The sequence below is a fragment of the Pseudomonas sp. B33.4 genome (assembly GCF_034555375.1).
In the GTDB taxonomy this organism is placed as follows: Bacteria; Pseudomonadota; Gammaproteobacteria; order Pseudomonadales; family Pseudomonadaceae; genus Aquipseudomonas.
The window spans coordinates 3300488-3324105 of record NZ_CP140706.1 but is presented as its reverse complement, the minus strand read 5'-3'; the positions used below and the strand labels follow the sequence as shown (position 1 = coordinate 3324105).

19 protein-coding genes are annotated in these 23618 nt (G+C 57.1%); 6 read left to right on the top strand and 13 right to left on the bottom strand.

The window, feature by feature from the left end:
- Positions 1-31: 31 nt before the first annotated feature.
- The 4 genes from U6037_RS14535 (at position 32) to U6037_RS14520 (ending at position 4726) form a co-directional block, all read left to right on the top strand.
- Positions 32-1273 (top strand): sugar ABC transporter substrate-binding protein, encoded by a 1242-nt coding sequence (locus tag U6037_RS14535; RefSeq protein ID WP_179694946.1) that lies wholly within the window; start codon positions 32-34, stop codon positions 1271-1273.
- 86 nt (positions 1274-1359) lie between these two features.
- Positions 1360-2871, top strand: a complete 1512-nt coding sequence (locus U6037_RS14530) for a sugar ABC transporter ATP-binding protein (RefSeq protein WP_322843441.1) — start codon at positions 1360-1362, stop codon at positions 2869-2871.
- Positions 2864-3919 carry an ABC transporter permease gene (locus U6037_RS14525; RefSeq protein WP_322843440.1) on the top strand — a complete coding sequence of 352 codons (1056 nt, stop codon included), beginning with the start codon at positions 2864-2866 and terminating at the stop codon, positions 3917-3919. Before U6037_RS14530 ends, U6037_RS14525 begins: the two co-directional genes overlap by 8 nt.
- Before the next feature lie 132 nt (positions 3920-4051).
- Complete coding sequence (locus U6037_RS14520) at positions 4052-4726, top strand: GntR family transcriptional regulator (RefSeq protein ID WP_322843439.1); 675 nt, start codon at positions 4052-4054, stop codon at positions 4724-4726.
- A gap of 67 nt (positions 4727-4793) precedes the next feature.
- On the opposite strand, the gene U6037_RS14515 is transcribed toward U6037_RS14520, so the two are convergent.
- The 13 genes from U6037_RS14515 to U6037_RS14455 form a co-directional block, all read right to left on the bottom strand.
- Positions 4794-5801 (bottom strand): zinc-binding dehydrogenase, encoded by a 1008-nt coding sequence (locus tag U6037_RS14515; protein WP_179694943.1) that lies wholly within the window; start codon positions 5799-5801, stop codon positions 4794-4796.
- 184 nt (positions 5802-5985) lie between these two features.
- Entirely contained in the window at positions 5986-6294 is a 309-nt protein-coding gene (locus tag U6037_RS14510; protein WP_322843438.1) for a putative quinol monooxygenase, read from the bottom strand.
- A gap of 32 nt (positions 6295-6326) precedes the next feature.
- Entirely contained in the window at positions 6327-7526 is a 1200-nt protein-coding gene (locus tag U6037_RS14505) for an XdhC family protein (protein ID WP_322843437.1), read from the bottom strand.
- Between the two features lie 13 nt (positions 7527-7539).
- Positions 7540-8760 carry a cytochrome c gene (locus tag U6037_RS14500; RefSeq protein ID WP_322843436.1) on the bottom strand — a complete coding sequence of 407 codons (1221 nt, stop codon included), beginning with the start codon at positions 8758-8760 and terminating at the stop codon, positions 7540-7542.
- A gap of 10 nt (positions 8761-8770) precedes the next feature.
- Positions 8771-10963, bottom strand: a complete 2193-nt coding sequence (locus U6037_RS14495) for a xanthine dehydrogenase family protein molybdopterin-binding subunit (protein ID WP_322843435.1) — start codon at positions 10961-10963, stop codon at positions 8771-8773.
- 18 nt (positions 10964-10981) lie between these two features.
- Positions 10982-11434: a (2Fe-2S)-binding protein gene (locus U6037_RS14490; RefSeq protein WP_322843434.1), complete on the bottom strand. Its 453-nt coding sequence runs from the start codon at positions 11432-11434 to the stop codon at positions 10982-10984.
- Positions 11435-11521: 87 nt separating this feature from the next.
- The gene (locus U6037_RS14485) at positions 11522-11752 is read right to left on the bottom strand and encodes a hypothetical protein (RefSeq protein WP_322843433.1); all 231 of its coding nucleotides are present in this window, start codon (positions 11750-11752) and stop codon (positions 11522-11524) included.
- Positions 11753-11876: 124 nt separating this feature from the next.
- Complete coding sequence (locus tag U6037_RS14480) at positions 11877-13118, bottom strand: L-dopachrome tautomerase-related protein (RefSeq protein ID WP_322843432.1); 1242 nt, start codon at positions 13116-13118, stop codon at positions 11877-11879.
- Positions 13119-13191: 73 nt separating this feature from the next.
- A complete protein-coding gene (locus tag U6037_RS14475; protein WP_322843431.1) occupies positions 13192-13986 on the bottom strand; it encodes an SDR family oxidoreductase in 795 nt (264 codons plus the stop codon).
- A 1913-nt stretch (positions 13987-15899) separates the two neighbouring features.
- Positions 15900-17009 (bottom strand): hypothetical protein, encoded by a 1110-nt coding sequence (locus U6037_RS14470; protein ID WP_322843430.1) that lies wholly within the window; start codon positions 17007-17009, stop codon positions 15900-15902.
- 186 nt (positions 17010-17195) lie between these two features.
- Complete coding sequence (locus U6037_RS14465) at positions 17196-18209, bottom strand: LysR family transcriptional regulator (protein WP_322843429.1); 1014 nt, start codon at positions 18207-18209, stop codon at positions 17196-17198.
- A gap of 154 nt (positions 18210-18363) precedes the next feature.
- The gene (locus U6037_RS14460; RefSeq protein ID WP_322843428.1) at positions 18364-19494 is read right to left on the bottom strand and encodes an alkene reductase; all 1131 of its coding nucleotides are present in this window, start codon (positions 19492-19494) and stop codon (positions 18364-18366) included.
- Positions 19495-19666: 172 nt separating this feature from the next.
- The gene (locus U6037_RS14455) at positions 19667-20854 is read right to left on the bottom strand and encodes a XylR family transcriptional regulator (protein ID WP_322843427.1); all 1188 of its coding nucleotides are present in this window, start codon (positions 20852-20854) and stop codon (positions 19667-19669) included.
- A gap of 175 nt (positions 20855-21029) precedes the next feature.
- Between U6037_RS14455 and xylA the strand changes: the two genes are divergently transcribed.
- A complete protein-coding gene (gene xylA / locus U6037_RS14450) occupies positions 21030-22346 on the top strand; it encodes a xylose isomerase (RefSeq protein WP_322847266.1) in 1317 nt (438 codons plus the stop codon).
- A 149-nt stretch (positions 22347-22495) separates the two neighbouring features.
- Positions 22496-23497, top strand: a complete 1002-nt coding sequence (xylF, locus tag U6037_RS14445) for a D-xylose ABC transporter substrate-binding protein (RefSeq protein WP_007913194.1) — start codon at positions 22496-22498, stop codon at positions 23495-23497.
- Positions 23498-23618: the final 121 nt, after the last annotated feature.

Genomic DNA, 23618 nt, shown 5'->3' with positions numbered 1-23618 from the left:
ATCAAAATCAGCGCACTGGAGAATAATAATTATGAAGCTGTCAGCTGTTCGTTCGATCACCACGCTGGCCCTGGCAAGCCTTATTGGTACATACGCCTGGGCAGCGCCGAAGCATGAAATCTATACGTTGATGCCGAATACGGCGCTGTCGGGTGTTGTAGATCCCGACATGCCGGATCGCATCTCCATCGACAAAGGGTTACCGCTGAAAAAGAAGGGCGAGCGTCTGCGTATCGGCTGGACCGAAATCACCCTTGGCAACCCTTGGTTTGTCTCGATGATCGACGATTCGAAGACGATCGCAAAAAAGTACAACTACGACATCGAACTGCAGGTAGCAGACAGTGATGTCGCCAAGCAGAGCGCCCAGGTTGATAACTTCATCACCCTTGGGGTCGACCTGATCGTGATCGACCCGACTGACGTACTTGGCTCGGTGTCGGATGTGGAGCGGGCAGTGGCGGCTGGCATTCCCGTCATAACTGTCGGCACTGCTCCGGATGCGCGGGCGCCCGTCATTACTACCAGTACCGGCAACCCGTACGGCAGTGGTTTTGAGGCGGGGCGCTATATCGCAGCAAAGATCGACCCGGCCAAGGAAATCAACGCGGCAATGGTCATTGGGGTGATGGGCAACTCTACATCGGAAAGCCGTCTCAACGGCATGATCTCCGGGATTGTCTATGCACGATCGCAAGAGCGGAAACTGGCATTGTCCAAGGAAGACGCAATGCTCAAGGGCTTCAAGCTGTTCCAGCAGGTCAAGGCCAAAGGCAGCTTCAACTGGCCGGAGGGTGGTTTCAACGTGTTGGCCTGGGGGCGTGGTGACTGGACGGAGGAGGGCGGCCTGGCGGCGACCGAAGACATTCTTTCGTCCCAGGGTGACAAGCTCAATCTGGTCCTGGCCGAGAACGATTTCATTGCGATTGGTGCGATCAATGCGCTGGAAAACGCCGGCAAGAACAACAGTGTAATGGTGGCCTCCGGCGCTGGCAGTTTTCGCGTGGCTCTGGACTTGATCAAACAGGGCAAATTGCTGGTGACTGCCACGAACAGTGGATCGGAAACCGGGGTCGCCGCTATCGAGCTGATCCATCAGATTCTCGACAAGGGCCTGGATGCCAACAACCTGCCACTGGCGTCCTACTTTCCGGTCACCTTGATCACGCCGGATAACGTCGATACCTACATCAAAGCTGATGGCTTGCCTCCATCCACGGACACCGTTCCGCCGTTTCGCTCAATCGAGCAGATCAGAACCGCGATGAAGTGATCTCGTGAATGAACCGGGCACTGGCACCTGTATTGAAACAGTAGTCAGCGCCCGAATGGCGACAGTTTTTATAGACGGTGAACACAATGAATGCGATGCACAAACCTGCCGTGGAGATGCTCGATATCTCCAAGAAGTTCGGCGGCATCAGCGCCCTTGCCAACGCCAGTTTTTCAGCTCGGCCCGGAGAAATCCACGCCCTGATGGGTGAAAACGGCGCTGGCAAATCCACCTTGATGAAAATTCTCTCCGGAGCTTATGTGCGCGATACCGGCACAGTCAGCCTGAACGGTGAGACAGTCGACATCCGCAAACCCGGAGATGCCCTCAACCTAGGGATCTCGATCATTTACCAGGAGTTTGCTCTGGCCCCGCATTTGTCGGTGGCCGAGAATATTTGCATTGACGATCTGGGCAAGAACAAGGGGCTCGTACGTTGGGCATCCATGCGTAAAAAAGCCCGGGTAATTCTCGATGAGTTGGGCTTCAGTGACATCGATGTGAGCCAACCTGTCAGCAGATTGCCGGTGGCGTATCAGCAAGCCGTAGAAATCTGCAAGGCACTGTCGCGTAACTCCAAGGTACTGGTCTTCGACGAACCGACGGCGGTACTGACCTCTCATGAAGCGCAAAAGCTGTTCAAGATCCTTGATGAACTGCGCCGAAAAGGCGCTTGCATCGTCTATGTATCCCACCGCATGGACGAAATTTTTCGTCTTTGTAACCGTGCCACTGTGCTCAAGGATGGCAGAACCGTTGGCACCTTGGAGTTGGCCGATATTACCGAGCGCGACTTGATCCAGATGATGATCGGTCGTGAATTGAGTGATCTGTTTCCCGCACGCCAGGCGCAGATCGGCGAGGTGGTGCTGACGGTCGAGCATTTGTGCGCCGGGCGCCAGGTGCGCGATGTGAGCTTTGAGGTGCGCGCTGGCGAAGTCCTGGGTTTCTGCGGACTGGTGGGCGCCGGGCGTACGGAATCCATGCGTGCGATCTTCGGTGCTGACCGCAAGAGCTCCGGTACCTTGCGCCTGGATGGCCGGGAGGTCCACAACCGAACTCCCCGAGAAGCCATTGCCAATGGAATCGGCCTGTTGCCCGAGGACCGCAAGCAGCAGGGCGTGCTGTTGGAAATGTCGATCCGGGTCAATGGCGCGCTGCGCCCCGACAGTCCCTACAGCGGATCCATGGGCTGGATTGCCAACGGCCGGGAAACCCGTGGGATTGAAGCCTTGCGTCAGCAACTGGCAGTGAAGACCCATTCGATCGAGCAGTTGGCGGGCGACTTGTCAGGCGGTAATCAACAAAAAGTTGCACTGATGAAATGGGTCGGCGCCGGCTGTCGTGTGCTGATTCTCGATGAGCCTACCCGTGGCGTCGATGTAGGCGCCAAGACTGAGATCTACCGGGTCATCAACGAGCTTGCCGAACAGGGTGTGGCAATCATCATGGTTTCTTCGGAAATGATGGAAATCATAGGGATGTGCGATCGCGTGCTGGTCATGCGTGAAGGCGCGATCGCCGGCGAATTGTCGGGCGAGCGTATTAAAGAACAAGCAATGATTTGCCTGGCAATGGGAGTCGAGCACCATGAATAACCCTGATCTCAAGCTGGCCACGACCGAGCTGGTTCAGCACAGCAGTTACGCGGGAGGGGCACGCTCCCGCCAGCGCTCGTTGCAGCGACTGTTTCTGGAGCACAACGCGTTGGTGATGCTGGTAGTGCTGGTGGTTGTCGCGAGCATGCTCTCGGCGGACTTCTTCACCTATCAGAACCTCGGTAACCTGTTACGCCAACTGACGCCGCTGTTGCTGGTAAGCATCGGCATGTTGATCGTGATCCTGACGGCGGGTATCGACTTGTCCGTGGCATCGGTAGCGGCCGTTGGGGGAATTGTAGTTGCCATGACCCTCAATGTATTGCCGGTTGATGGTAGTGCCGGTCTGGTACTCGCAGTGTTAATCGCAGTAGTGGCCGGGGTGTTGATGGGGCTGGTGACGGGGACCTTTGTTGCGTACTTCCGCATGGCGCCTTTTATCGCGACCCTGGCCATGATGACCGTTGCCCGTGGTTTGGCATTCATCCTGTCCAACGGCCAGCCGCAACGGCTGGATGACAAACTCGTCAGTGCTCAACTACTGCGTGATTTCGGACGTTTGTCCGACGGCGTGCTGGGTATTCCCTGGCCGGTATGGCTGGCCGGATTGGTGACGGTCGTCTTTATCTTGATCCTGCGCTACAACACCTATGGCCGCCTGACCATCGCCAGCGGGAGCAACGAAACGGCGGTGCGCCTGGCAGGCATTCCGGTGGAGCGTTACAAGCTGGCGGCCTACGGTATTTGTGGTGGCCTCGCAGCTTTGGCCGGAGTGGTGATTGCCTCGCGTTCGGGGGTAGCCACTCCCAGTGCCGGTATGGCCTTGGAACTCGACGCGATTGCTGCTTGCGTGATCGGTGGCGCCTTGCTTTCTGGCGGCAAAGGCACGATTTTCTATACGGTGGTAGGTGTACTGGTGTTGGGTCTGATTGGCAATATCATGAATTTGCTCAGTGTCCCGGCGTATCCGCAACAGATTATCAAGGGGGCGATTATTGTCATTGCAGTGCTATTGCAAGGTGTCGGTCGGCAAGACGCACGTATTTGAACCGATCAGTGGCCGGAGTGGCAGTTGCGAAATGATGATGTATGATGCGTTCTCGGCGCTTCAGGGCGGTAGATTCACAAGTCTACCGTCTGACGCACAGTAATCGACGATGGAGATCGAGCAACAGTGACCGTGCATAAGCCTATTGATAAAGGCAACCTGAGCGAACGGGTGTATTCCATTATCCGCACCGCGTTGATGGACGGGCAGTACCAACCCGGTGACCGGTTGCGCATCAGCACCCTGGCGGAAGAGTTTGGTGTTTCGATCACTCCGGTGCGCGAGGCGATTTTCCGTCTGGTCAGCGACCATGCGCTGGACATGAAGGCCGCCACTTCGATTTATGTCCCGGAGTTGACGGTCAGCCAACTCCGGGAAATCCAGCTGATTCGTCATTTGCTGGAAGGCGAGGCGGCAGGCATGGCGGCCCAACGCATTACCAAAGCGGAGCTGGAGAACCTCGAGGCCATTCAGGATAAATTCCAGAAGGCTGTTTCAGTCGATCACAAACAGGCTGCGCTATTGAACCGGGAGTTTCACTTTGGGTTGATCTCTGCCGCGCGCATGCCGGTGGTATCCAAGACACTGGAGAACATGTGGGTCATCATGGGGCCGCTACTCAGCCGGTTTCATGCCGAGGTGCCAAAGTTTGAACTGGCCAGCGCGAAACACAAGCATTTTGAAGTATTGGAAGGCTTGCGCACTCGCGATTCGGACAGAGCCAAGAATGCGTTGCAGGCTGATATCGCTTGGGGTGAGCTGATGATTGACTGGCTAGAGAAAAAGGAAAATCTGGCCGAAGTCTGAATGGTTTCCCGCAACCTACCGGCGCCCTGACTCCAAAAGAGAGATTCAGGCGCCGTAGTTTCATCGGTCAATCGAGCATTACGGGATCCGACTCGTTCAGCCGGGCGATCCATTTCCCGCCTTCACCACCTTGCTTGAGGGCCAGCAACGCCTCGGGGAGTTTTCGGAAATCGAAAAACTGACGCTTGGGGATTGTCAGACGACCATCCTGAAGGCTTGCCAACAGACGCTCCCCGGCATGTCGCAGGCGTTGTCGATCACTCAGACTGGCATGGGCGTGGAAGCTGTTGAGCGCCACTTCATGTAAGGATATCGCGGTACTGAAGGCGGGAAGTGGCGAGGTTTCCTGACGATCCTGGATGCAGACCAAATGGCCGTTGTAGCCCAGCAGAGGTGCGAGACTGGCAGCATGAGCGCCGCTGACAGTATCAAAAACGGCTTGCAATCGCCGATCCCCCAAAGCAGCTTGAAGTGCTTGCTGCCAGTTGTCTCCCCTATAATCGAAAACGCCGGCAACGCCCAATGCCTTCAATTTTGAATGATGCCTTTGAGCCGCAGTGGCCCATACTCGACAGCCGCGCTCTACGGCCAACTGCACCAGCAACAGGCCAACTGCACCACCAGCACCCACTACCAACACGTCACCACAATCCTGCGGTACTTTTTCCAGTGCTTGCCAAGCAGTCAGTCCTGGACAGGGCAGCGACGCCGCGATGCCATCCTCGAGCGCCGGCGGCACGACCAGCACCGTGCTGGCATCCAGTAAGCAGAACTCGGCGAAACTGCCGTCACGCGCCAGCGATTGGTGATACGCCACGCGTGTACCGGGTTTGATGGGAACATCAGCACCGGCCGCAACGACAACGCCTGCACCGTCGACACCGGGAACGTGACCATCCTGCCAGGCCGGATGGCCCCACTCTACGATTTTCCAGTCCACCGGGTTAAGGGCAAGTGCGCGGTTGGCCACAAGCACTTCCGATGGACCAGGTTGCACCAGTTTCTTTCGAGTCAATTTCAAGCCCTCGATACCTCTGCCAGAGGTCCAGGACCAAGCGGCGAAATCAGCGTGCATCGTTTGTCCTCATGTTGAAAAGGAACGAAGCCATTACGATCCGGCGACATACCTTGGGTAGCTCGCCTTGCTCCACCCTCCAAAGCTGCAGTATTCCTTTCAAACTGTAAGAGGAGAACGATGATTTTTAGAACAGGTGTTGTGAACTGAAATCAACATACCTCGCTCATCATTTAAGCGCGGATCATGACTCCGGACTATCAGCAAGCTCCTCTAGTAGATGCACCTGGCGGTCGACCAGCAAATCGATTAGCCCGTTGGCCAATGTTTTGTAATGGGGCATCTGACGGTGTAGCTCTATCGCTTCACGGCTGGTCCAGCGCTCGAAGAATACGAACTGTCTCGCATTATCCAGGCTCCGATGTAACGAATAGGCCAGACAGCCGGCTTCCGCTCGCGACGGCTGGACGCAGGCTCTAAGAACCTGTTCGACCTGATCTTCTTTGCCTTCTCGGGCCAGCAGTACCGCTACTACGCGTATTTCCTGATTCATGGTGAGTCACTTCTCGTTGGTGGATGAATTCGTCAGCGCTGCATTGCCAAGAGCTGATCAGCTTCTGATTCGGTGTCCCGCGTGACCAGGTTGCTGACGGCCATCGGGTCGATGTCGTGTATTTTCGTGGGTCTGAGTCGCAGATTGCCGCCTGAGCGACCATTGAGGCTTGCCTGAATTTCCGCCAGGACAGCGATGGCGACGCTTTGAGGCGTGTCGCCGCCCAGGTCGAGTCCGATCGGGTAGTGCAGAGAATCGAGCGTCGACAACGTCCCTCGGCGACTACAGATGTCAGCCAGCAGACGCTCGGTTCTTTCGCGTGGGCCCAACTGACCGATGTAACTTGGCCGGCTGAGCAGTACGCCATCCAGCCAGTGCGCATCCTGAATCAGGCTGTGGGTCATGACCGCCACCGCAGCCTGTTCCACCAGTTCGCCATAGGCGAATGGGCGGTTGATATCGCCGACGATCACCAAGTCGGCTTCTGGGAAACGCTCAGGCCGCGCGAAATGTGCACGGCTATCGACCACTGACACGTGCCAACCCAGCAGCTTCGCCATGCGCACGAGAGGCTGAGCATCATGACCACCGCCAAAAATCACCAGGCGACGGGCAGGGTGGAGGTACTCGAGGAAGACTTCGATTGTTTCCTGGCCGTTGATGTAGTGGTGAAGTGAGGATCTCTTTTGCTCCAACACCCTCTGCAGATCGCTGCTGATCTGATCGGCGAGAGCGTCGCAGGCAATATCGCCCGTGACCCGTTGCCCTTGCATCAGGACCAAGCGTTGGCCGGTCGCACGCGAGTCCTGAGGGTCGATGGCAATGACTGTTGCGAGTGCGGCGGGTTGTTGTGTCTCGCGAACCCGCTTCAGCACGTCTATCAGCAGGCTTGTACCGCTGGCGGGCAGGCGCTCGAACAGAACGTGTACTTTGCCGTTGCAGCCCAGACCAAAACTCAGTGCCTCGTCACCATCCTCATCGTCGGTTGCGGTGCTGTAACTGCGCACGACTGGGCCCGACTCCGTCAGCCACCAGGCTTTTTTCGCCACGGCTGCCTCAAGGCAACCGCCACTGATGGTGCCTTCGGCACGTCCAAAACGCGAAACCAGCATGCGAGCACCCGTACGCCGGTAAGCGGACCCTTCGACCTTGACCACGGTAGCCAGGACGCAATCCTCGCCTGCGTCTTGTGCTGTGTTCAATGCATTGAGTAAGGCATCTATATCCGACATGGTCTGACTCCACTCAATGCAGGGATTCGGTACGCCGCTTGGCAACCGCCTGTTCAGATACCTGGGCTTCGCTGTCCCCAAAGCGACGGAGAATGTAACGCGACAATGCGGCCAGTTCCTGATCGCTATAGAGCGTGCCAAACGATGGCATTCGCCTATCCACTGCGGTATCTCGTGATTCGTGTCCACTAAGCAGCATGCCCAGCAGATTACTGGCGGCAGGATCGTTGACAGTCTTGAGCCCGGTCAGCGTGGCCGCCAGACTCTGGTTGCCGCTGCCGTCCCAGCGGTGGCAACTGGCACAGGCGTCGGCGAACAACTTGCGACCAAGCGGGTTTTCATCTCCTTCCTCCGTTACCTTGCCCGGCGCCGGGCGCGCTACGCCTTCGGTGCGCGCCGGTGTGTTCTTGAGGTACACCGCAATCGCTCGACGATCAGCATCCGTCAGGTGGCGCAGACTGTGTTCAACCACCTCGGCCATCGGGCCCCCGGCTACGCCCCAACCCGGCGCCATGCCTTCTTTCAGATAGTCAGCCAGCTTCTCGGTGGGCCAGGCTCCGACGCCGTGCACCGGGTCGGAACTGATGTTATAGGCATTCCAGCCCTGGATCAGATTGCCAGCCAGGGAGCGGTCGCTGCTTACTGCCTGGAACAGGTTGCGCGGGGAATGACACTCACCACAGTGCCCGGGCCCCTCAACCAGATATTTGCCACGATTCCACTCTGTGGAGCGCTGACTATCGACCTGAAAGGGCGCATCGTCATGAAACAGCAAGTTCCAGAAGAACATTCCCCAGCGCTGGTTGAACGGAAAGACGATGTCGTTCTCCCGCGCGGCTTGCCGTACCGGTTCCAGACTTCCCAGGTAGGCCTTGATGGCAAGGATCTCTTCACGAGACATCTTGCTGTAAGAGGTATAGGGAAACGCTGGGTAATAGTGTTTCCCGTCGCGCCCGACACCTTTTTGCAGGGCACTGACGAACTCATCGTCAGTCCAGTTGCCGATGCCGGTTTCCTTGTCGGACGTGATGTTTGGCGAGAACAGCGAGCCGAACGGCAACTTGAACTCCACGCCACCGGCAAAAGCCTTGCCGTTTGACACGCTGTGGCAAGCCACACAATCGGCAGCACGGGCCAGGTACTCGCCTTGACGGATCAGGTCTTCGTCCGCCTGTGCCGAGTGCGCAACGAACGCGCCTGTAAACAATGCGAGCAAGATGTTTGTCAGCTTCATAAAGGTTTCCTTAAACCGGGTAGTAGCCCATGCGGCTCAGCGGCAGTCGACGGATACGTTTTCCGCTGGCGGCGAAGAGGGCGTTGACCAGGGCGGGGCCGATCAGGGCGGTGCCGGCTTCGCCTATTCCTCCCGGTGTTTCCAGACTGCTGATCAAATGCACTTCCACCGGTGGCGCTTCACTGATTCGCAGTTGTCGGTAGGTATGGAAATTGGTTTGCTGCACCTGACCGTTCTTGATCAGGATTTCGTTGAACAGGGAGGCGGACAGACCAAACAAGGTGCCGCCTTCGATCTGGGCGATGACTGACGTCGGATTAATGACGAGACCGCAGTCCACGGCGCTGACGAGCCGCTTGATGCGAAACGCGGTGTCACCCTGCATCTCCAGCTCCACCAGCGTTGCCACATAGCTGCCGAACACCGCGCTGACCGCGATGCCTCGTCCTTGTCCGGCGGGGAGGGGATGGCCCCAGTCGGTTTTTTCGGCGAGCAGGCGCAACACTGCCTGTGCACGTGGCTGACGTTCCATCAGGCTCAATCGATAGGCGACCGGATCGGCCTTGGCGTTATGGGCAAGCTCGTCGATGAAGCATTCAAGTGCATAGGTGCTGCGCAGCGGACCAACCCCGCGCCACCAGGATACGGGCACCACACCAGGGTCCTGGCGGATATAGCGCACCTGCAGGTGCGGAAGGTGGTAGATAGGTTCCACTGCCACCTCCACGGCGTCGGCATCTACGCCACTGGGTGGCAGACTGCCGACGTAACGCGCGAGCACCGAGGCTCCGGCAATACGGTGCTCCCAGCCGATTGGCCGACCTTGCTCGTCGAGCGCGGCATTGAGACGGTCGGCGTATAGAGGTCGGTAAAGATCATGGGTCATATCCTCTTCACGACTCCAGATCAGTTTGATCGGGTAATCGACCTGTTGAGCGATGGCGACCGCCTGAGTGACGAAATCGAACTCCAGGCGTCGCCCGAATGCACCGCCAATCAACTGGTTATGGACCTGGATCTTGTCTTCGGGTAGCCCGGTTACCCTGGCAGCAGTCTGCATAGCGAACACGGGCACTTGGGTTCCAACCCACAAATCACAGCCGTCCGGGCGCACGTGGGCCACGCAACTGACAGGTTCAAGTGGCGAGTGGGACAACATGGCTTGTTCGTAGACGGCCTCGAACTGACTGGCTGATTGTTGCCGGGCCTGATCGATATCGCCTTCGTGTCTGGCAATTACGCCTGAGCGTTTGCTGGCCTCGATCAAGGCATCATCAAGCTCCGCTGAATTGATGCTGGCGTGCGGTCCAAAATCCCACTCGATTAGCAGGACTTTGATCGCTTGCTGGCAAGCCCAAAAGCTGCTGGCAGTAACCGCAACCGCGTTATCCAGGCGCACGATGTCGCGCACACCGGATACCTGCAATGCCTGGCGGTCGTCGACGGAGCGCAACCGGCCACCATGTACCGGGCAAGTGACAGTGGAAGCAATCAACATGCCGGGGATCTGCAGATCTATGGTGAATCGCGCCTTGCCGTTGACCTTTGTCGGCGTATCCAGACGCCGCGCCGGGGTGCCCAGAAGCTTGAACTGCTCCGGTGACTTAAGCGGTACGTCATTGGGTAACGGTAGCGTGGCAGCCACTTCGACCAGTTCGCTGTAGCTCGCGTGCTGGCCATTGGGGCCAAGCACCCGGCCGTTGTCGGCGCGACACAGGCTGGGGGCCACGTGCCAGCGCAGTGCGGCAGCCTGGACGAGCAGGATTCGGGCCGTGGCGCCCGCGCGGCGCAATGGCTCCCAGGTATAGCGCGTCGATGTCGAACCACCGGTCGCCTGAAACTGCATCAGCGTGTCGGCATAAAGTGCCGTGTTCGGTGGAGCTTCTTGAATGGTGACGTGTTCGAGACCGACCTCAAGTTCCTCGGCGACCATCATGGCGATGCCCGTTTGCATGCCCTGGCCCATTTCGATTTTTGGAGATATCACGGTGACTCGACCGTCATGACCAACGCGCACAAATGCGCCAAAGCCATCAGTGGACCGATCGCCCAAACGGCCTGCGGCGGCGGCTTCAGCGGCTGCGCTTTTCGTCACCAGAGGCGGAAGCCAGCTACTCAGGACCAGGCCCGTAAGGGCGGTGCTGCCCCCCAGCAGGAGGCGGCGTCGGGAAAGCTCAAGAGTGTTTTTTTTGCGTACTCGCATGATGTTTGCCTCCCTGTTTCAGCGGCCAGCAACGCTTTTGATGGCGCTGCGGATGCGGGTATAAGTGGCGCAACGGCAAAGATTGCCCGCCATTGCCATATCAATGGCCTGGTCATCTGGGTTGGGGTTGTTTTGCAACAAGGCGGTAGCGGCCATGATCTGCCCGGACTGGCAGTAGCCGCACTGCACGACTTCGTGCTCTAGCCACGCCTGTTGCACCGCCTGACCAACCGCGTTCTGGTCAATGGCTTCGATGGTCGTGATCTGGCGGCCCGCTACAGTGCCAACCGGCATCACGCAGGAGCGGACAGGCTGTCCGTCCAGGTGGACGGTACACACGCCGCATTGAGCGATTCCGCAACCATATTTGGTTCCGGTCATGCCCAAAACATCGCGCAGGACCCAAAGCAATGGCATATCTGCGGGTACGTCGACTTGGCGTGACTGTCCATTGATCATTAGCGTTTGCATGATCGTTCCTCAGGCTAATTGTGTTGATGCCGAAAATCGTGCGGCCAAATCAATTTTCAGGCTTGTTGCAAGCATCCGGGCTCGTCGTCAGGCTCGCCTGAATCGGGACAGCAGCCATCTGACGAGCGGGAAAGATACGAGCTGGGTGACGGGCACCAAGACCGCAACTTCAACCAGTACCATGAGAGGAAAACTCAAGTCGTGGGTCACTGGCGCGAGTAACGTCAGCACCAGCAGCAGAGTTGGATACAGGCCGAGATAGCCGACCAGAATGCGTCTGGTGGCGGACTCTTGCGTGGGTTGACTGCGTTGTTGCATGGCGTTTTCCTCGGTTGCCCGTCTGTTGGCGGGCAGTCAGGTTCATTTCTGTACGCAACAGAGAGCGTCGACACGATTGCAGGGCAATGTGGTTCCTCTCTGAAAAATCGAATGTCAGGGTGCTTCAGCGGCTCGCCTCGGACTCAGGCAGCGGATCGGCTTCCGGCGTGTTACCGGCCAGTGGTAGGCGCCACAGGTCAAAACGTTCAGCCCCCGGGCTGACTTGCCCAGCGAGGTGGTCATTGAGTGCGCTTGAAGTGAAAACAAGATCGCCGTCAGGCAGGAAGGTCGGCGTATCCGGCCAGTGCACGTTGTCATCCGCTGCCATCAACGTCATGACCTTGGTGCGTGGGTCGTACTTGACGATGCCATTGCGTGTGACGTCGGTGATATAGAGAATGCCTTTGGCATCCGTGACGATCCCGTCCGTGTTGCCACCGACGGCGCCCAGGTCATCAATGACGGAAGCGACCTGCGCTGTGTCGGCATCCGTATTTCGAAGCATCGCGGTCGGAATCGAATGGGCGCGGGTGCCGGTAGTGACAGTCCAGTAAAGGGTGTCGCCATCCGGGGACAGCGCAACGCCGTTGATGCCGATCATTAGGGGTTTTCCAGGCCAGACCGGTTTGCCATGAGCGACGACATTCACACCTGGTTCAATATTCAGTGAAGGGTGCCTGTCCAACACACGGCGAGCCGAGCCCGAAGCAAAATCGACAACGATCAGACCGGCCTTGTTATTCGGCGCGCTACGGGAGCCGCTGTCGGACAGATAGGCCACGCGCCGTTTCTCATCAACGGTAATGTCGTTGAGAAGACTCCCTGCGCGGTCTGCTACCGGGTCAAGGTTGATGCGTTTGACTATGCTCCCTGACTTTAAATCGATGATCAGGACTTTTTGGCTGCCCACGGGAGCTTCGGACTCGCCGGCGATAAATCCCATGTCCAGAGCCCAAAGCCAGCCGTTGTGATTGTCCACGTAAAAACCCAATACGTTTCGCAGACTATCTGCGGGCGAGCCCGAGATGGCATTGGCTTGCACCGACGGAAATGCTGCAAGACGTGCAGGGCCGCTTTTCACGCGAGTGTCCAGCGTGCTCAGCGTCGCAGTTAGAGAGGCTGACGCCAGGCGCGGAGTACTGACGAAAGCGGTGCCTCGTTCGTCGAAATGCAAACCCGCGATGGGGGCGTTGACCGAATCGACGAAAGGTTTTGCCGCCACTTGAGAAGGTGAAGCCTCCCAACTCACACCGGCGTAACTGCGCCAGCGTTCCAGTCGGGTTTCTTCGGCCGCGCCGGCGTGCTGACAGAATGTGACGGCAAATGCCAACGTGAAGAGGGGCAAGGAGAGCGGACGATAGGACAAGATGGTCACCGTTGTTCGTTTTGGATGGCGTCGTGACGGTCAGCGTGCACTGACAGAGCGCTGCACTGTGTGCTCAGAGAATCGAGCGAAAGGTTCCACCCTCGACACGCACAGCGGCACCATTGGAAGCGGCACCCAGCGGACTCGCCAGCAGGGCAACCATTGCCGCCACTTCCTCGGCCTCGATCATTCGCGCGATCAGCGAGCTGGGGCGATAAGTGTTGAAGAAATGCGCTTCGATTTCGGCATCGCTCATCCCGGGTTGCGGAGCGGTTTGGCGCAGGTAATCGACGATGCCCTCCGAACGAGTCGCCGCCGGCAGCACGCTATTGACGGTCACGCCTGTGCCCTTTGTCAGTTCGGCCATGCCGCGGGAAACAGCGAGCTGGGCGGATTTGCTGACACCGTAATGCACCATGTCTGGCGGGGTGAAGGCGCCGACCTCGCTAGACATAAAAATGACGCGACCCCAATTTTTCGCGAGCATGCCTGCGAAGTAATGGCGTGACAGACGCACGCCCGACATCACGTTGACGTCCAGCATGCGATACCAGTCTTCATCGGTGATTTCGGCAAATGGCTTGGCTTCGTAAAAGCCAAGGTTGTTCACCAGAATGTCGGTGTCTGGCTGAGCTGCGATGAGCTTGGCTACCCCCTCAGTTTCGCTGACATCAGCAAGAACGGTTTTCACATGGCTGCCCGGAGCGGCAGCAGAGATCTTCGAAGCGGCGCCTTCGAGCTTGTCGGCACTGCGCCCGGTGATGGTGACGACCGCACCTTCGCTGGCCAGGGTTTTAGCGATAGCCAGGCCGATCCCGGCCGTCGCGCCGGTGATAATGGCGGTTTTGCCCGCAAGTTGCAGATCCATGGTTCTTATCTCCAGCGTTGGCAAAGTGACGGGAGGACTTCGACACTTGCCTGGGTTCAATTGAGGCGCGCGGCAAGCGCATCTGCCTGCCGAGCGCACTCTATTGATGCCTTGAATGGAGATAAACTTCCGCTGGAGAACAAGACCTGTTCTTTTCGGAGCAATATTGCTCTAGCGGGGGTATCGAGTTGCCGCCTTGATGCTGAGCTGCGGGAGTTGCTGGATGTCCAAAGGGTAGGGGACAAGTCTGTCTGCGTACGAGTGGTGATCCAAGAGGTGCTGGAGGGGCCGCCAGACACGGTGCGCTACGATACGATTGACAGGTGAAGGGCGAAACTCACGATGTCACTGTGGTGGATTCGCTTCAGAAACTCGGACCACATCAGTCTCATTTGCAAGGAAGATCCTCAGGGTGTAGGAACCTGAGCGCTAATGGCTCAAAAAGGCCTCGGTAGCTTAGTAAAGGATTTGCCGAGTGAGACGTTGCAGCGCGCATTGCGGTAAAAGCGGGCGAAGGGGATTGTTCGAATTTCCACTGATTATGCAGCCATATTCTGATAACTAAACTAAATGGATGTTTAGTTGAGTTGGCTACTGATTCCACCTAAAGCTTGTTACCTTGCCATGACGGTAGACCATCTTCAAGAGTACATATCTCTCGTCAAAAACGCCGCGTCAGGGCGCTTTGATGTGCTTTAACCTAATCCAGCAGGATGCCAAAAATTGTTAGCTACGGCTGACTGAGCAGTCGAGTGATAGTAAGGAAAAGGGTAACCATTCCAAACGTATGCTTTGAAATCCCAGGCATGCTAGGCAAATCGAGGCTAAAACGCAGGTTCAGTATTACGCTGTAAACCTGGTTTTTGACCTGTTAACTACAGTGGTTAACAAGTCAAATTTGTGGTTAACAACGGTACCGGATGAGCTTTTCACTGAGCTTTTCATCCAGCCAGATCTCGGCGAGCTTCCGGAGGTATTGGGTGGCCGGAAAACTCCATCTCCTTAAAACGGAACGCGTGCATCGCCAAACCGTCAGCGTCTTCAAGCAAATCAATGGGCGGTTGTGTTTTCCACTCGTCGCAACCTTGAAATCTGCGCACCAACTTCACGCTGAACGCTGCAGATTTCACACAGCGATGGGTTTGCGGGCTGGGGCGCATAGTAAGACTGTAAACGGAAAAGCGTTCCACACAAAACGCCAAAGCCTAGGCTGCGGACTTGTCCATATGACTGCTGCGGATCAGCATCGTCCAGGCTCACGTATGGCAGAAATTGGACGCAGCGAAGACAAGAAGTGATTTGTGAATTCGGAGCGAAATCGGTTCTGTCTATGAGTTAGTTCCGCAAACGTCCCAAAAATCACTTCCGAGGACTGCAAGCGATCGGGTGACCATACCGGCCGTAAACTCATCAGATAGAATGTGAGATATGCAGGTAGAGGTAAATTCTTTTCCAGGCTGCTATACGGCTACGAACGGGATTTAGTTCACGGAATGAAAAGAGATTACTTCCGAGAGCTAATGTCGACAGTGGGCAACGAGGCTAATCTCGAAACACATTGTTACGTGTAATGTATATTATGTTAAATCATGTATTGCGCTACGCACCCTGGCCAACAACGACAACGAGCAACGAGAATCCTTTCCTAAACCTGCATGGGCCTACATTGATCGCACCAGAAAGAACGACGCGCGGAACTAGCTATGCCAATTTCGAGTTGCAGAACCTGGGCATGATTGACGTCAATTACGACTGGCCATTGCCTTCCAAATATGACAAGTAGCGGGTAGCTCAGTCTGCTTCCCGGTACTCGATAGCTGGCGTTCGGGGCTGCGGCGCTACCAAGTCAGCCCCTACGCGCTCAAGACATGCCGGTAAGCGTTACCTAAGCAAAACCAGTCATGGTAATCAGGCTAGCCTCCCTTCCCCATCAGCTTAGCGATCCAGTCATACGCCCCAACCGCCTTGTCCACGACATCTCCCGAGGTATTCACAAATTCCAGGACTGACTTGAGGCGAGTCAGCTGGCTTCGGTTGATTCGGGTAGTGGCGACTTGCTTAGCTGGCAAAAGACCTTGCAGACCTTCGAACAGCTTGTCGCGGCTTTCAACCCAATGCTGTGCCAGTTCCGTCACTGATGGGATAAAGAGCTCACCACGCTGGAGCTCAATGATCGGAGCCCGAAGGCTATCTAGCTCCGTTGCCAGTTTGAGCAGGCGTGCGACCTGCTCGTCTCTGAGAAACTTTTCAGAATCTTTGAAAGAGAACCGCGCAAGTAGGCTTTCAAGGATAACGCGCCCCTGACAGCCTTGACCCACGTAAGACGCTACCATCCGATGATCTTCTTCGTTCCCATTGTGCCGACGAAGCACCTGATCCAAGATTTTGGATATCTGGCCTGCTTTTGCACCAATGCTGGCGACGAGATCTTGAAGTCGTTCCAAGGGTTTAGGCAGATGGGCTGCCATAGCTGAGATTTGCTCCTTGAAATTCGGGGCGCCATCCACAATCTTGCGGATCCTCACTAGAACTTCCTTGAGTTCTTCTACAGTCCAGTCCTTTCCTAGGGAAAGGACAATGGATTCGTCCACTCCATGCACGACCAAGCTTAGGCAAGGCAGATCCTCGGGGCCTACCTTGAAAATCTCCATGAACTCAGGGACGAACCTTGCCAGCCCTCGTGCTGAGGTCCGCGCTACGTGATCTCGGTGGTTTGCCCAGTCATCTGTCAGATCTCGAAAGCTCGTGGTGTCTCGCAATGGAAAAGCAGTGCCTGAAAACGCCCCGACCTCCCCCATGCCACGGTCAAGCCCCACAGCTGAATCTCCATTGGGATCGAGCAAGATGAAGGCTACTTCGCTGCCGAGCCAAGCGTCTGCCGCTGCAAAGCGGAGAGTCAAATCCTTCAGCTTCTGCTGATCTTCCAATTCTGGAGCCAGCATGACACACATGATTCGCTGGTCTTCTTGCCTTGTGTGGAACCAGTCTACAAGCTCTTGTGGCGTTGCGGAGGTGATCAGCATGAGGCTTCCTTTTTAGTGCACAGTCAGATCTGTGTTCCGTGGCAGAGAGTGGGGTCGCCCAGCGCAGCCTGGCGAAAATCATTCCTCCCTGAATGCAGTAGCTTTATGCCATGAAAGCCCGGTTCAAGTCAGCAGTTTGGCCATGCCTGTCGTAAGTTCTCCGAAGAGGTTCACCACGGCTCAAGATTATTTCAGACGATACGCAGTCGAGACGAGCCCAGCCACTTTTGCCTTACCTCGGGACGGCATCTGAGGCTCACCGTCAGTTCGAGGATCACCGAGATCATCCCAATAAGGAGGCGCACCGATCGCTTTGATGAAGTAGTCCCACACCACACGGACCTTCTGAGACCGCAGGCGATTCTCTGGGGAAAGCAGATGAATCTGGCTCGGCGTTTGTTCCACCGATCCCTCCCAAACAGGTAACAGCCGAATCAGTTGGCGGCTCGTGAAGCTCTCGCGGCTAAAGAGCCAGGACGGAAAAAACACGATCCCCCTGCCCGCCAGCGCGGCCTCCACCAGTACCTGACCATTGTTACTTCTGAGCGGACCATGGACATCGATGATCTCGGGCTTGTCGCTGCCAGGTTTTCTGAAATACCAGCGCTGAGCGCCGCCGGTTCCCTTGTAGACCAGACAGGCGTGATTCTGCAGATCCTTGGGTGACGAGGGTTTGCCGTGCTTCGCGATGTAATCCGCACTGGCGCACAGAACATAGTGCTGATCGCAGATTTTCCGGCCGATCAAGCCAGAATCGCCCAGGTGTCCCACTCGAAAGATGAGGTCGGCGCCCTCCTGAACCGGGTCGATAAAGGCGTCGGTAACCGTCAGCTCGACCGTCAGCTCGGGATATTTGTCATACAGACCATTGAGCAGTTTGACGATGTGCAGACTGCCGAAGGCGACTGGAGCGTTGATCCGTACGAGTCCGCGCACCTCTGCACCTTTTCCAGCGATCTCCTCATCAGCGGCATCGAGCAATTCCAGCACTTCGCGGATCTGCTGGTAATAACGCTCGCCCGCGTCCGTCAGTTTCACTGCTCGGGTGTTTCGATAAAGAAGCTGCTGCCCCACCTCTCGCTCGAGCGCCGCGATGAAGCGCGAAACGGAGGATGCCGGCACTTGGAAGTGCCGAGCCGTCGCCGAGAAACTGCCAGTCACGGCAACCATGGCGAAGTACCGGTGCGCTTTGAGGTGCATGAGGAATTCCGATCATCAGGGACAGTTGGTTTGCACTAAAACAGAACTTCGCCTGCTTGTCCTCTCGCAACATCCTTGCAGGCCTGTTTGCAGCCGACATGAAAAAGCAGCCGCCCCGAATAACGGTGACGGCTGCCACTGCTTCAGCGGCTACTTAGCCTTTATAGGGCGGGTAATCGACATAACCCTCGGCCCCGCCGCCGTAAAAGGTTTCGCGTTTGGCGTCGGTCAGAGGCCAGTTGTGCTGCAGCCGCGCCACCAGATCAGGGTTGCTGATGTAAGCGGTACCAAACGCGGCGAGGTCGATGATGCCGTCATTGATCAGATCGTCCGCACGCTGGCGCGACATGCCGCCCGCCAGAATCAGCGCGGTGGCCGGCAATTTCGACTTGATGGTCGACAGCAAATTGATGAAGGTTGCCTTCGGCCCGCCGCCACCGCCCTCAGTACCCGGAGCAGGAAAACCGGACTGATCCATCACATGAACGTAGGCCAGTTGCCGCGCACCAATCTCTGCAGCCAGCGCGGTGTAAGTTTCATCGATCTGCTCATACAGCGGCATATCGAACAGCTGGCCATACGGCGAAATACGAATGCCCACCCGACCCGCGCCAATCCGCGCGACTACAGCATCGATCACTTCCAGGGTGAAGCGCAGACGATTTTCCAGTCGATCGGCCGAGTACTGATCGGTTCGATCATTGACCAGCGGATTCATGAACTGCTCGAACAAATAGCCATTGGCACCGTGAATTTCCACGCCATCGAAACCCGCCTCAATCGCGTTTTGCGCAGCCTGTGCGAACTCACCGACGATCCGCGAAACCTCAGCCGTTTCCAGTTGACGGGGCGCCGGCGGCTCGACCAGTGCTGGCTTGCCATCAGCGTCATAACCGAACGCTGTCGCGCCGACGGCTTGCTTCGACGTGGCGCTCACCGGCAGTTTTCCACCTTCCTGGATCGACGGATGCGAGACGCGGCCGACGTGCCAGATCTGCGCAAACATCTTGCCGCCCACGGCATGCACCGAGTCGGTGGTCAGGCGCCATCCAGCGATCTGCTCGGCAGTGAAGATACCGGGATTGAACAGATAGCCCTGCCCCTCACGGGAAATCGGCGTGCCTTCGCTGACGATCAAGCCTGCGGTAGCGCGTTGCGCGTAATACAGCGCAACGCGTTCATCGGCAGCATCATTGGGTGCTCGCGAACGGGTCAGCGGCGCCATGACGATGCGGTTTTTGAGCGTATTGTCGCCAAGGCGAAATGCTTCGAAGAGTTTCGACATCAGAATTTTCCAAGGTTGATCAACTGAGACGACGATCAGCGCAGTGACAGGCTAACGATGTGGACTGTCTCGAACCCGCGCCAAAGGCCTGATGAGTTGCAGCAATGGATTGATGCTAACTTCTGATATAGGCGGCAACAATCCGCCGGAATCGCAAATGACTATTGCTTTTTTAGCAATGAGATTTAGGCGCAGCCTGCTGATACTCCCGAGGCGTACAACCCAACTCCCGTCGAAAAACCGTATGCAGATACTGCGCAGATTTAAACCCACAACTGTGCGCAACGTCGGCAATCACCGAATCGGTACTTGTCAGGCTCTTGGTCGCCGCTGCCAGTTTGAAACGCAAAATCTCGTCATGCACGCTACAACCCCGCTCAGCACGAAAATGCGCTTCAAGTGACGAACGCGACACGCCGACATAAGCCGCGACCTGTGCCGTTTTGACGCCTTGGCAGGCATATTGGCGAATGAACAGCAGCGCCTGCATAACATAGGGATTGCCCAACGGTTGATGCAAACTCGACACCTGCACGTTGACCGCATCGGGAGGAATCAGGATCTGCGTGCCGGTCGACGGCATGCCGTGCAGCATCTGGTGGAGTAATTGCGCGGCGGTACGGCCCATGGTTTCTGTGCCCTGGATGACTGAGCTCAGCGGCACGCGGGTCAGGCTGCGGGTCAGCGGGTCGTTGTCGATGCCAATCAATGCCACCTGTTCCGGCACGGCAATACCGGCGGTCAGGCAGGCTTGCAGCAGTTGCCGGGCGCGGGCGTCGCTGACGGCGATGATGCCGATGGGTTTGGGCAGGCTGTGCAGCCAGGCGATCAGTTGTTCGACGGCGCTGTCCCACAGCGGTGCGCTGGTGCCCATGCCGCGATAGATTTCGCCGTGCAAGCCGTCGCGTTTCATCAGTTTGCGAAAGGCTTTTTCGCGCTCCTGAGCCCAGCGATTGGCTTGCGCTTCCGGCAGGCTGAAGCAGGCAAAGCGCTGCAGTCCCGCCTCGATCAAATGCGTGTAGGCCAGCGTCATCAGCGCGTTATTGTCGGTGGCGACGTAGGGAATCGCTTTCGGATAGGCGCGCTTATCCTCGTACGAGCCCCCTACTGCTACCACCGGCATCTGGATATCAGCCAGTGCCTCGCCAATCAGCGGATCGTCGAAGTCGGCGATGATCCCGTCGCCCTGCCAGCGCTCGATGCCTTTCAGGCGACAGAGAAAATCCTCTTCCAGGAACAAGTCCCAGGAAGCGCGAGTGCTGCTCAGGTAGTTGCCGATGCCGCTGATGATCCCACGGTCATAGATCTTGCTGCCGTTGAACAACAGGGCGATGCGGTGAACAGGCGGTACGGTTTTCATTGTTTTTATGCTTGTCCCGGGGCCCTTTTCACAGAGGCGATTGGCACAGACTAGGCGCCTGGTCAGAGAAGCTCAATACGCAAAATCGCACCCCGTGTTGATGTTTTTCATAATCAGCGGGCACAGGGCCGTTGCTAGTATCGAGACACCGCCAAGAACAACAAGGACAAGGTCCATGCAGTATTTCCCCGATGTCGATGCGATTCGCTACGAAGGCCCGGATAGCGATTCTCCCCTCTCCTTTCGTCACTACGACGCCGACAAACTCATCCTCGGCAAACCCATGCGCGAACACTTGCGCATGGCTGCCTGTTACTGGCACACGTTCGTCTGGCCGGGTTCCGATGTATTCGGTGCGGGGACGTTCAAGCGCCCATGGCAACACGCTGGCGACCCTATGGAACTGGCCATCGGTAAAGCCGCAGCCGCTTTCGAATTCTTCTCCAAACTGGGCATCGACTATTACTGCTTCCATGACACCGATGTCGCCCCGGAAGGCCAGTCTCTGAAGGAGTACCGCAACCACTTCGCGCAGATGGTTGATCACCTCGAGCAACATCAGGAACAAAGCGGAATCAAGCTGCTGTGGGGCACCGCCAACTGCTTCAGCAATCCGCGTTTCGCTGCCGGCGCCGCGAGTAATCCGGATCCGGAAGTGTTCGCCTGCGCCGCTGCTCAGGTGTTCAGCGCGATGAACGCGACCCATCGCCTGAAAGGCGCCAACTACGTGTTGTGGGGCGGTCGCGAAGGCTACGAAACCCTGCTCAACACCGACTTGAAGCGCGAGCGCGAACAACTCGGGCGTTTCATGCGCATGGTGGTCGAGCACAAGCACAAGATCGGTTTCACCGGCGACCTGCTGATCGAACCCAAGCCGCAGGAGCCGACCAAGCACCAATACGATTACGACAGCGCCACCGTGTTCGGCTTTCTCCAGCAGTTCGGGCTGGAGCACGAAATCAAGGTCAATATCGAGGCTAACCACGCAACCTTGGCCGGGCATAGTTTCCATCACGAGATCGCGACGGCGGTCTCGCTGGGGATTTTCGGCAGCATCGACGCCAACCGGGGTGATCCGCAAAACGGCTGGGACACCGACCAATTCCCCAACAGCGTCGAAGAAATGACCTTGGCCACCTATGAAATCCTCAAGGCCGGCGGATTCAAGAATGGCGGATTCAATTTCGACTCCAAGGTTCGCCGGCAAAGCCTTGATCAGATCGATCTGTTCCATGGCCACGTCGGCGCCATGGACGTTCTCGCCCTGTCTCTGGAGCGCGCCGCGGCCATGATCCAAAACGACGAGCTGCAACGGCTGAAGGATCAACGCTACGCCGGCTGGCAGCAGCCGTTCGGGCAAGCGGTGATGGCCGGCGACTTCAACCTTGAATCGCTGGCCGAGCACGCGTTCACCAACGAGTTGAACCCGCATGCCGTCAGCGGCCGCCAGGAAATGCTCGAAAACATTGTTAACCGGTTTATCTATCGCTGATCACACAGAGTGTCTGCAGGCGCATCCACGCGGTGACATTTCTACGACAATTCTGTGCCTGCGGCGCCTGCGGATTCTCTACAGTTTTACCAGCCCGATACTCATCGTCAGGCCGTGTCTTTCCAACAACAATAAAAGGACGCCCCACTATGAAGAACGTAAAACGCACGCTATTGGCCACTGCCCTGGCGCTGCTGTCACTGCCGGTGATGGCTGACGCAGCCCACCCGAAAATCGGTTTCTCCATTGATGACCTGCGCCTGGAGCGCTGGTCGCGTGACCGTGATTACTTCGTCGCGGCGGCCGAAAAAATGGATGCCAAGGTCTTCGTGCAGTCGGCGGATGCCAACGAGCAAAAACAGATTTCCCAGATCGAAAACCTGATTTCCCGGGGCGTCGATGTCATCGTCATCGTGCCGTTCAATGCCACGGTGCTGACGAACGCGGTGGCCGAAGCGAAGAAAGCCGGGATCAAAGTCGTCTCCTATGATCGTCTGATCCTCAACGCCGATGTCGACGCCTACATTTCCTTCGATAACGAAAAAGTCGGCGAAATGCAGGCCAGCGGCGTGCTGAATGCTGCGCCCAAGGGCAATTACTTTCTGCTGGGAGGTGCGCCCACCGACAACAACGCCAAGATCCTGCGTGAAGGCCAGATGAAAGTGCTGCAACCGGCCATCGACAAGGGCGATATCAAGATCGTCGGCCAACAGTGGGTGAAGGAATGGAACCCGACCGAAGCGCTGAGCATTGTTGAAAACGCTCTGACCCGCAACGACAACAAAATCGACGGCATCGTCGCCTCCAACGACGCCACGGCCGGCGGAGCGATTCAGGCACTGGCGGCACAGCAACTGGCCGGCAAGGTGCCGATTTCCGGGCAGGACGCCGACCTTGCCGCAGTCAAACGTGTGATCGCCGGCACGCAAACCATGACCGTGTACAAACCGCTCAAACTCATCGCCACCGAAGCCGCCAAGCTCTCGGTGCAACTGGCGCGCAACGAAAAACCCGCCTTCAGCTCGCAGTACGACAACGGCAGCAAAAAAGTCGACACCATCCTGCTCACGCCCACCCCGCTGACCAAGGACAACATCGACCTGCTCGAACAGGACGGCTTCTACACCAAGGCGCAAATTGCCGGGAAGTGATCCCATCACAACTCTGCGGTGATGCGAAAACCCTTGTGGGAGCGAGCTTGCTCGCGAAGACGGCAGCACATTCAGTATCGATGCCAGCTGAACTACCGCTTTCGCGAGCAAGCTCACTCCC

Bases quoted from the DNA above. Each gene is read 5' to 3' on its own strand.
- U6037_RS14535 (WP_179694946.1), top strand. From the start codon at position 32: ATGAAGCTGTCAGCTGTTCGTTCGATCACCACGCTGGCCCTGGCAAGC.
- U6037_RS14530 (WP_322843441.1), top strand. From the start codon at position 1,360: ATGAATGCGATGCACAAACCTGCCGTGGAGATGCTCGATATCTCCAAG.
- U6037_RS14525 (WP_322843440.1), top strand. From the start codon at position 2,864: ATGAATAACCCTGATCTCAAGCTGGCCACGACCGAGCTGGTTCAGCAC.
- U6037_RS14515 (WP_179694943.1), bottom strand. From the start codon at position 5,801: ATGCACGCTGATTTCGCCGCTTGGTCCTGGACCTCTGGCAGAGGTATC.
- U6037_RS14510 (WP_322843438.1), bottom strand. From the start codon at position 6,294: ATGAATCAGGAAATACGCGTAGTAGCGGTACTGCTGGCCCGAGAAGGC.
- U6037_RS14505 (WP_322843437.1), bottom strand. From the start codon at position 7,526: ATGTCGGATATAGATGCCTTACTCAATGCATTGAACACAGCACAAGAC.
- U6037_RS14500 (WP_322843436.1), bottom strand. From the start codon at position 8,760: ATGAAGCTGACAAACATCTTGCTCGCATTGTTTACAGGCGCGTTCGTT.
- U6037_RS14495 (WP_322843435.1), bottom strand. From the start codon at position 10,963: ATGCGAGTACGCAAAAAAAACACTCTTGAGCTTTCCCGACGCCGCCTC.
- U6037_RS14490 (WP_322843434.1), bottom strand. From the start codon at position 11,434: ATGCAAACGCTAATGATCAATGGACAGTCACGCCAAGTCGACGTACCC.
- U6037_RS14485 (WP_322843433.1), bottom strand. From the start codon at position 11,752: ATGCAACAACGCAGTCAACCCACGCAAGAGTCCGCCACCAGACGCATT.
- U6037_RS14475 (WP_322843431.1), bottom strand. From the start codon at position 13,986: ATGGATCTGCAACTTGCGGGCAAAACCGCCATTATCACCGGCGCGACG.
- U6037_RS14470 (WP_322843430.1), bottom strand. From the start codon at position 17,009: ATGCTGATCACCTCCGCAACGCCACAAGAGCTTGTAGACTGGTTCCAC.
- U6037_RS14465 (WP_322843429.1), bottom strand. From the start codon at position 18,209: ATGCACCTCAAAGCGCACCGGTACTTCGCCATGGTTGCCGTGACTGGC.
- U6037_RS14460 (WP_322843428.1), bottom strand. From the start codon at position 19,494: ATGTCGAAACTCTTCGAAGCATTTCGCCTTGGCGACAATACGCTCAAA.
- U6037_RS14455 (WP_322843427.1), bottom strand. From the start codon at position 20,854: ATGAAAACCGTACCGCCTGTTCACCGCATCGCCCTGTTGTTCAACGGC.
- xylA (WP_322847266.1), top strand. From the start codon at position 21,030: ATGCAGTATTTCCCCGATGTCGATGCGATTCGCTACGAAGGCCCGGAT.
- xylF (WP_007913194.1), top strand. From the start codon at position 22,496: ATGAAGAACGTAAAACGCACGCTATTGGCCACTGCCCTGGCGCTGCTG.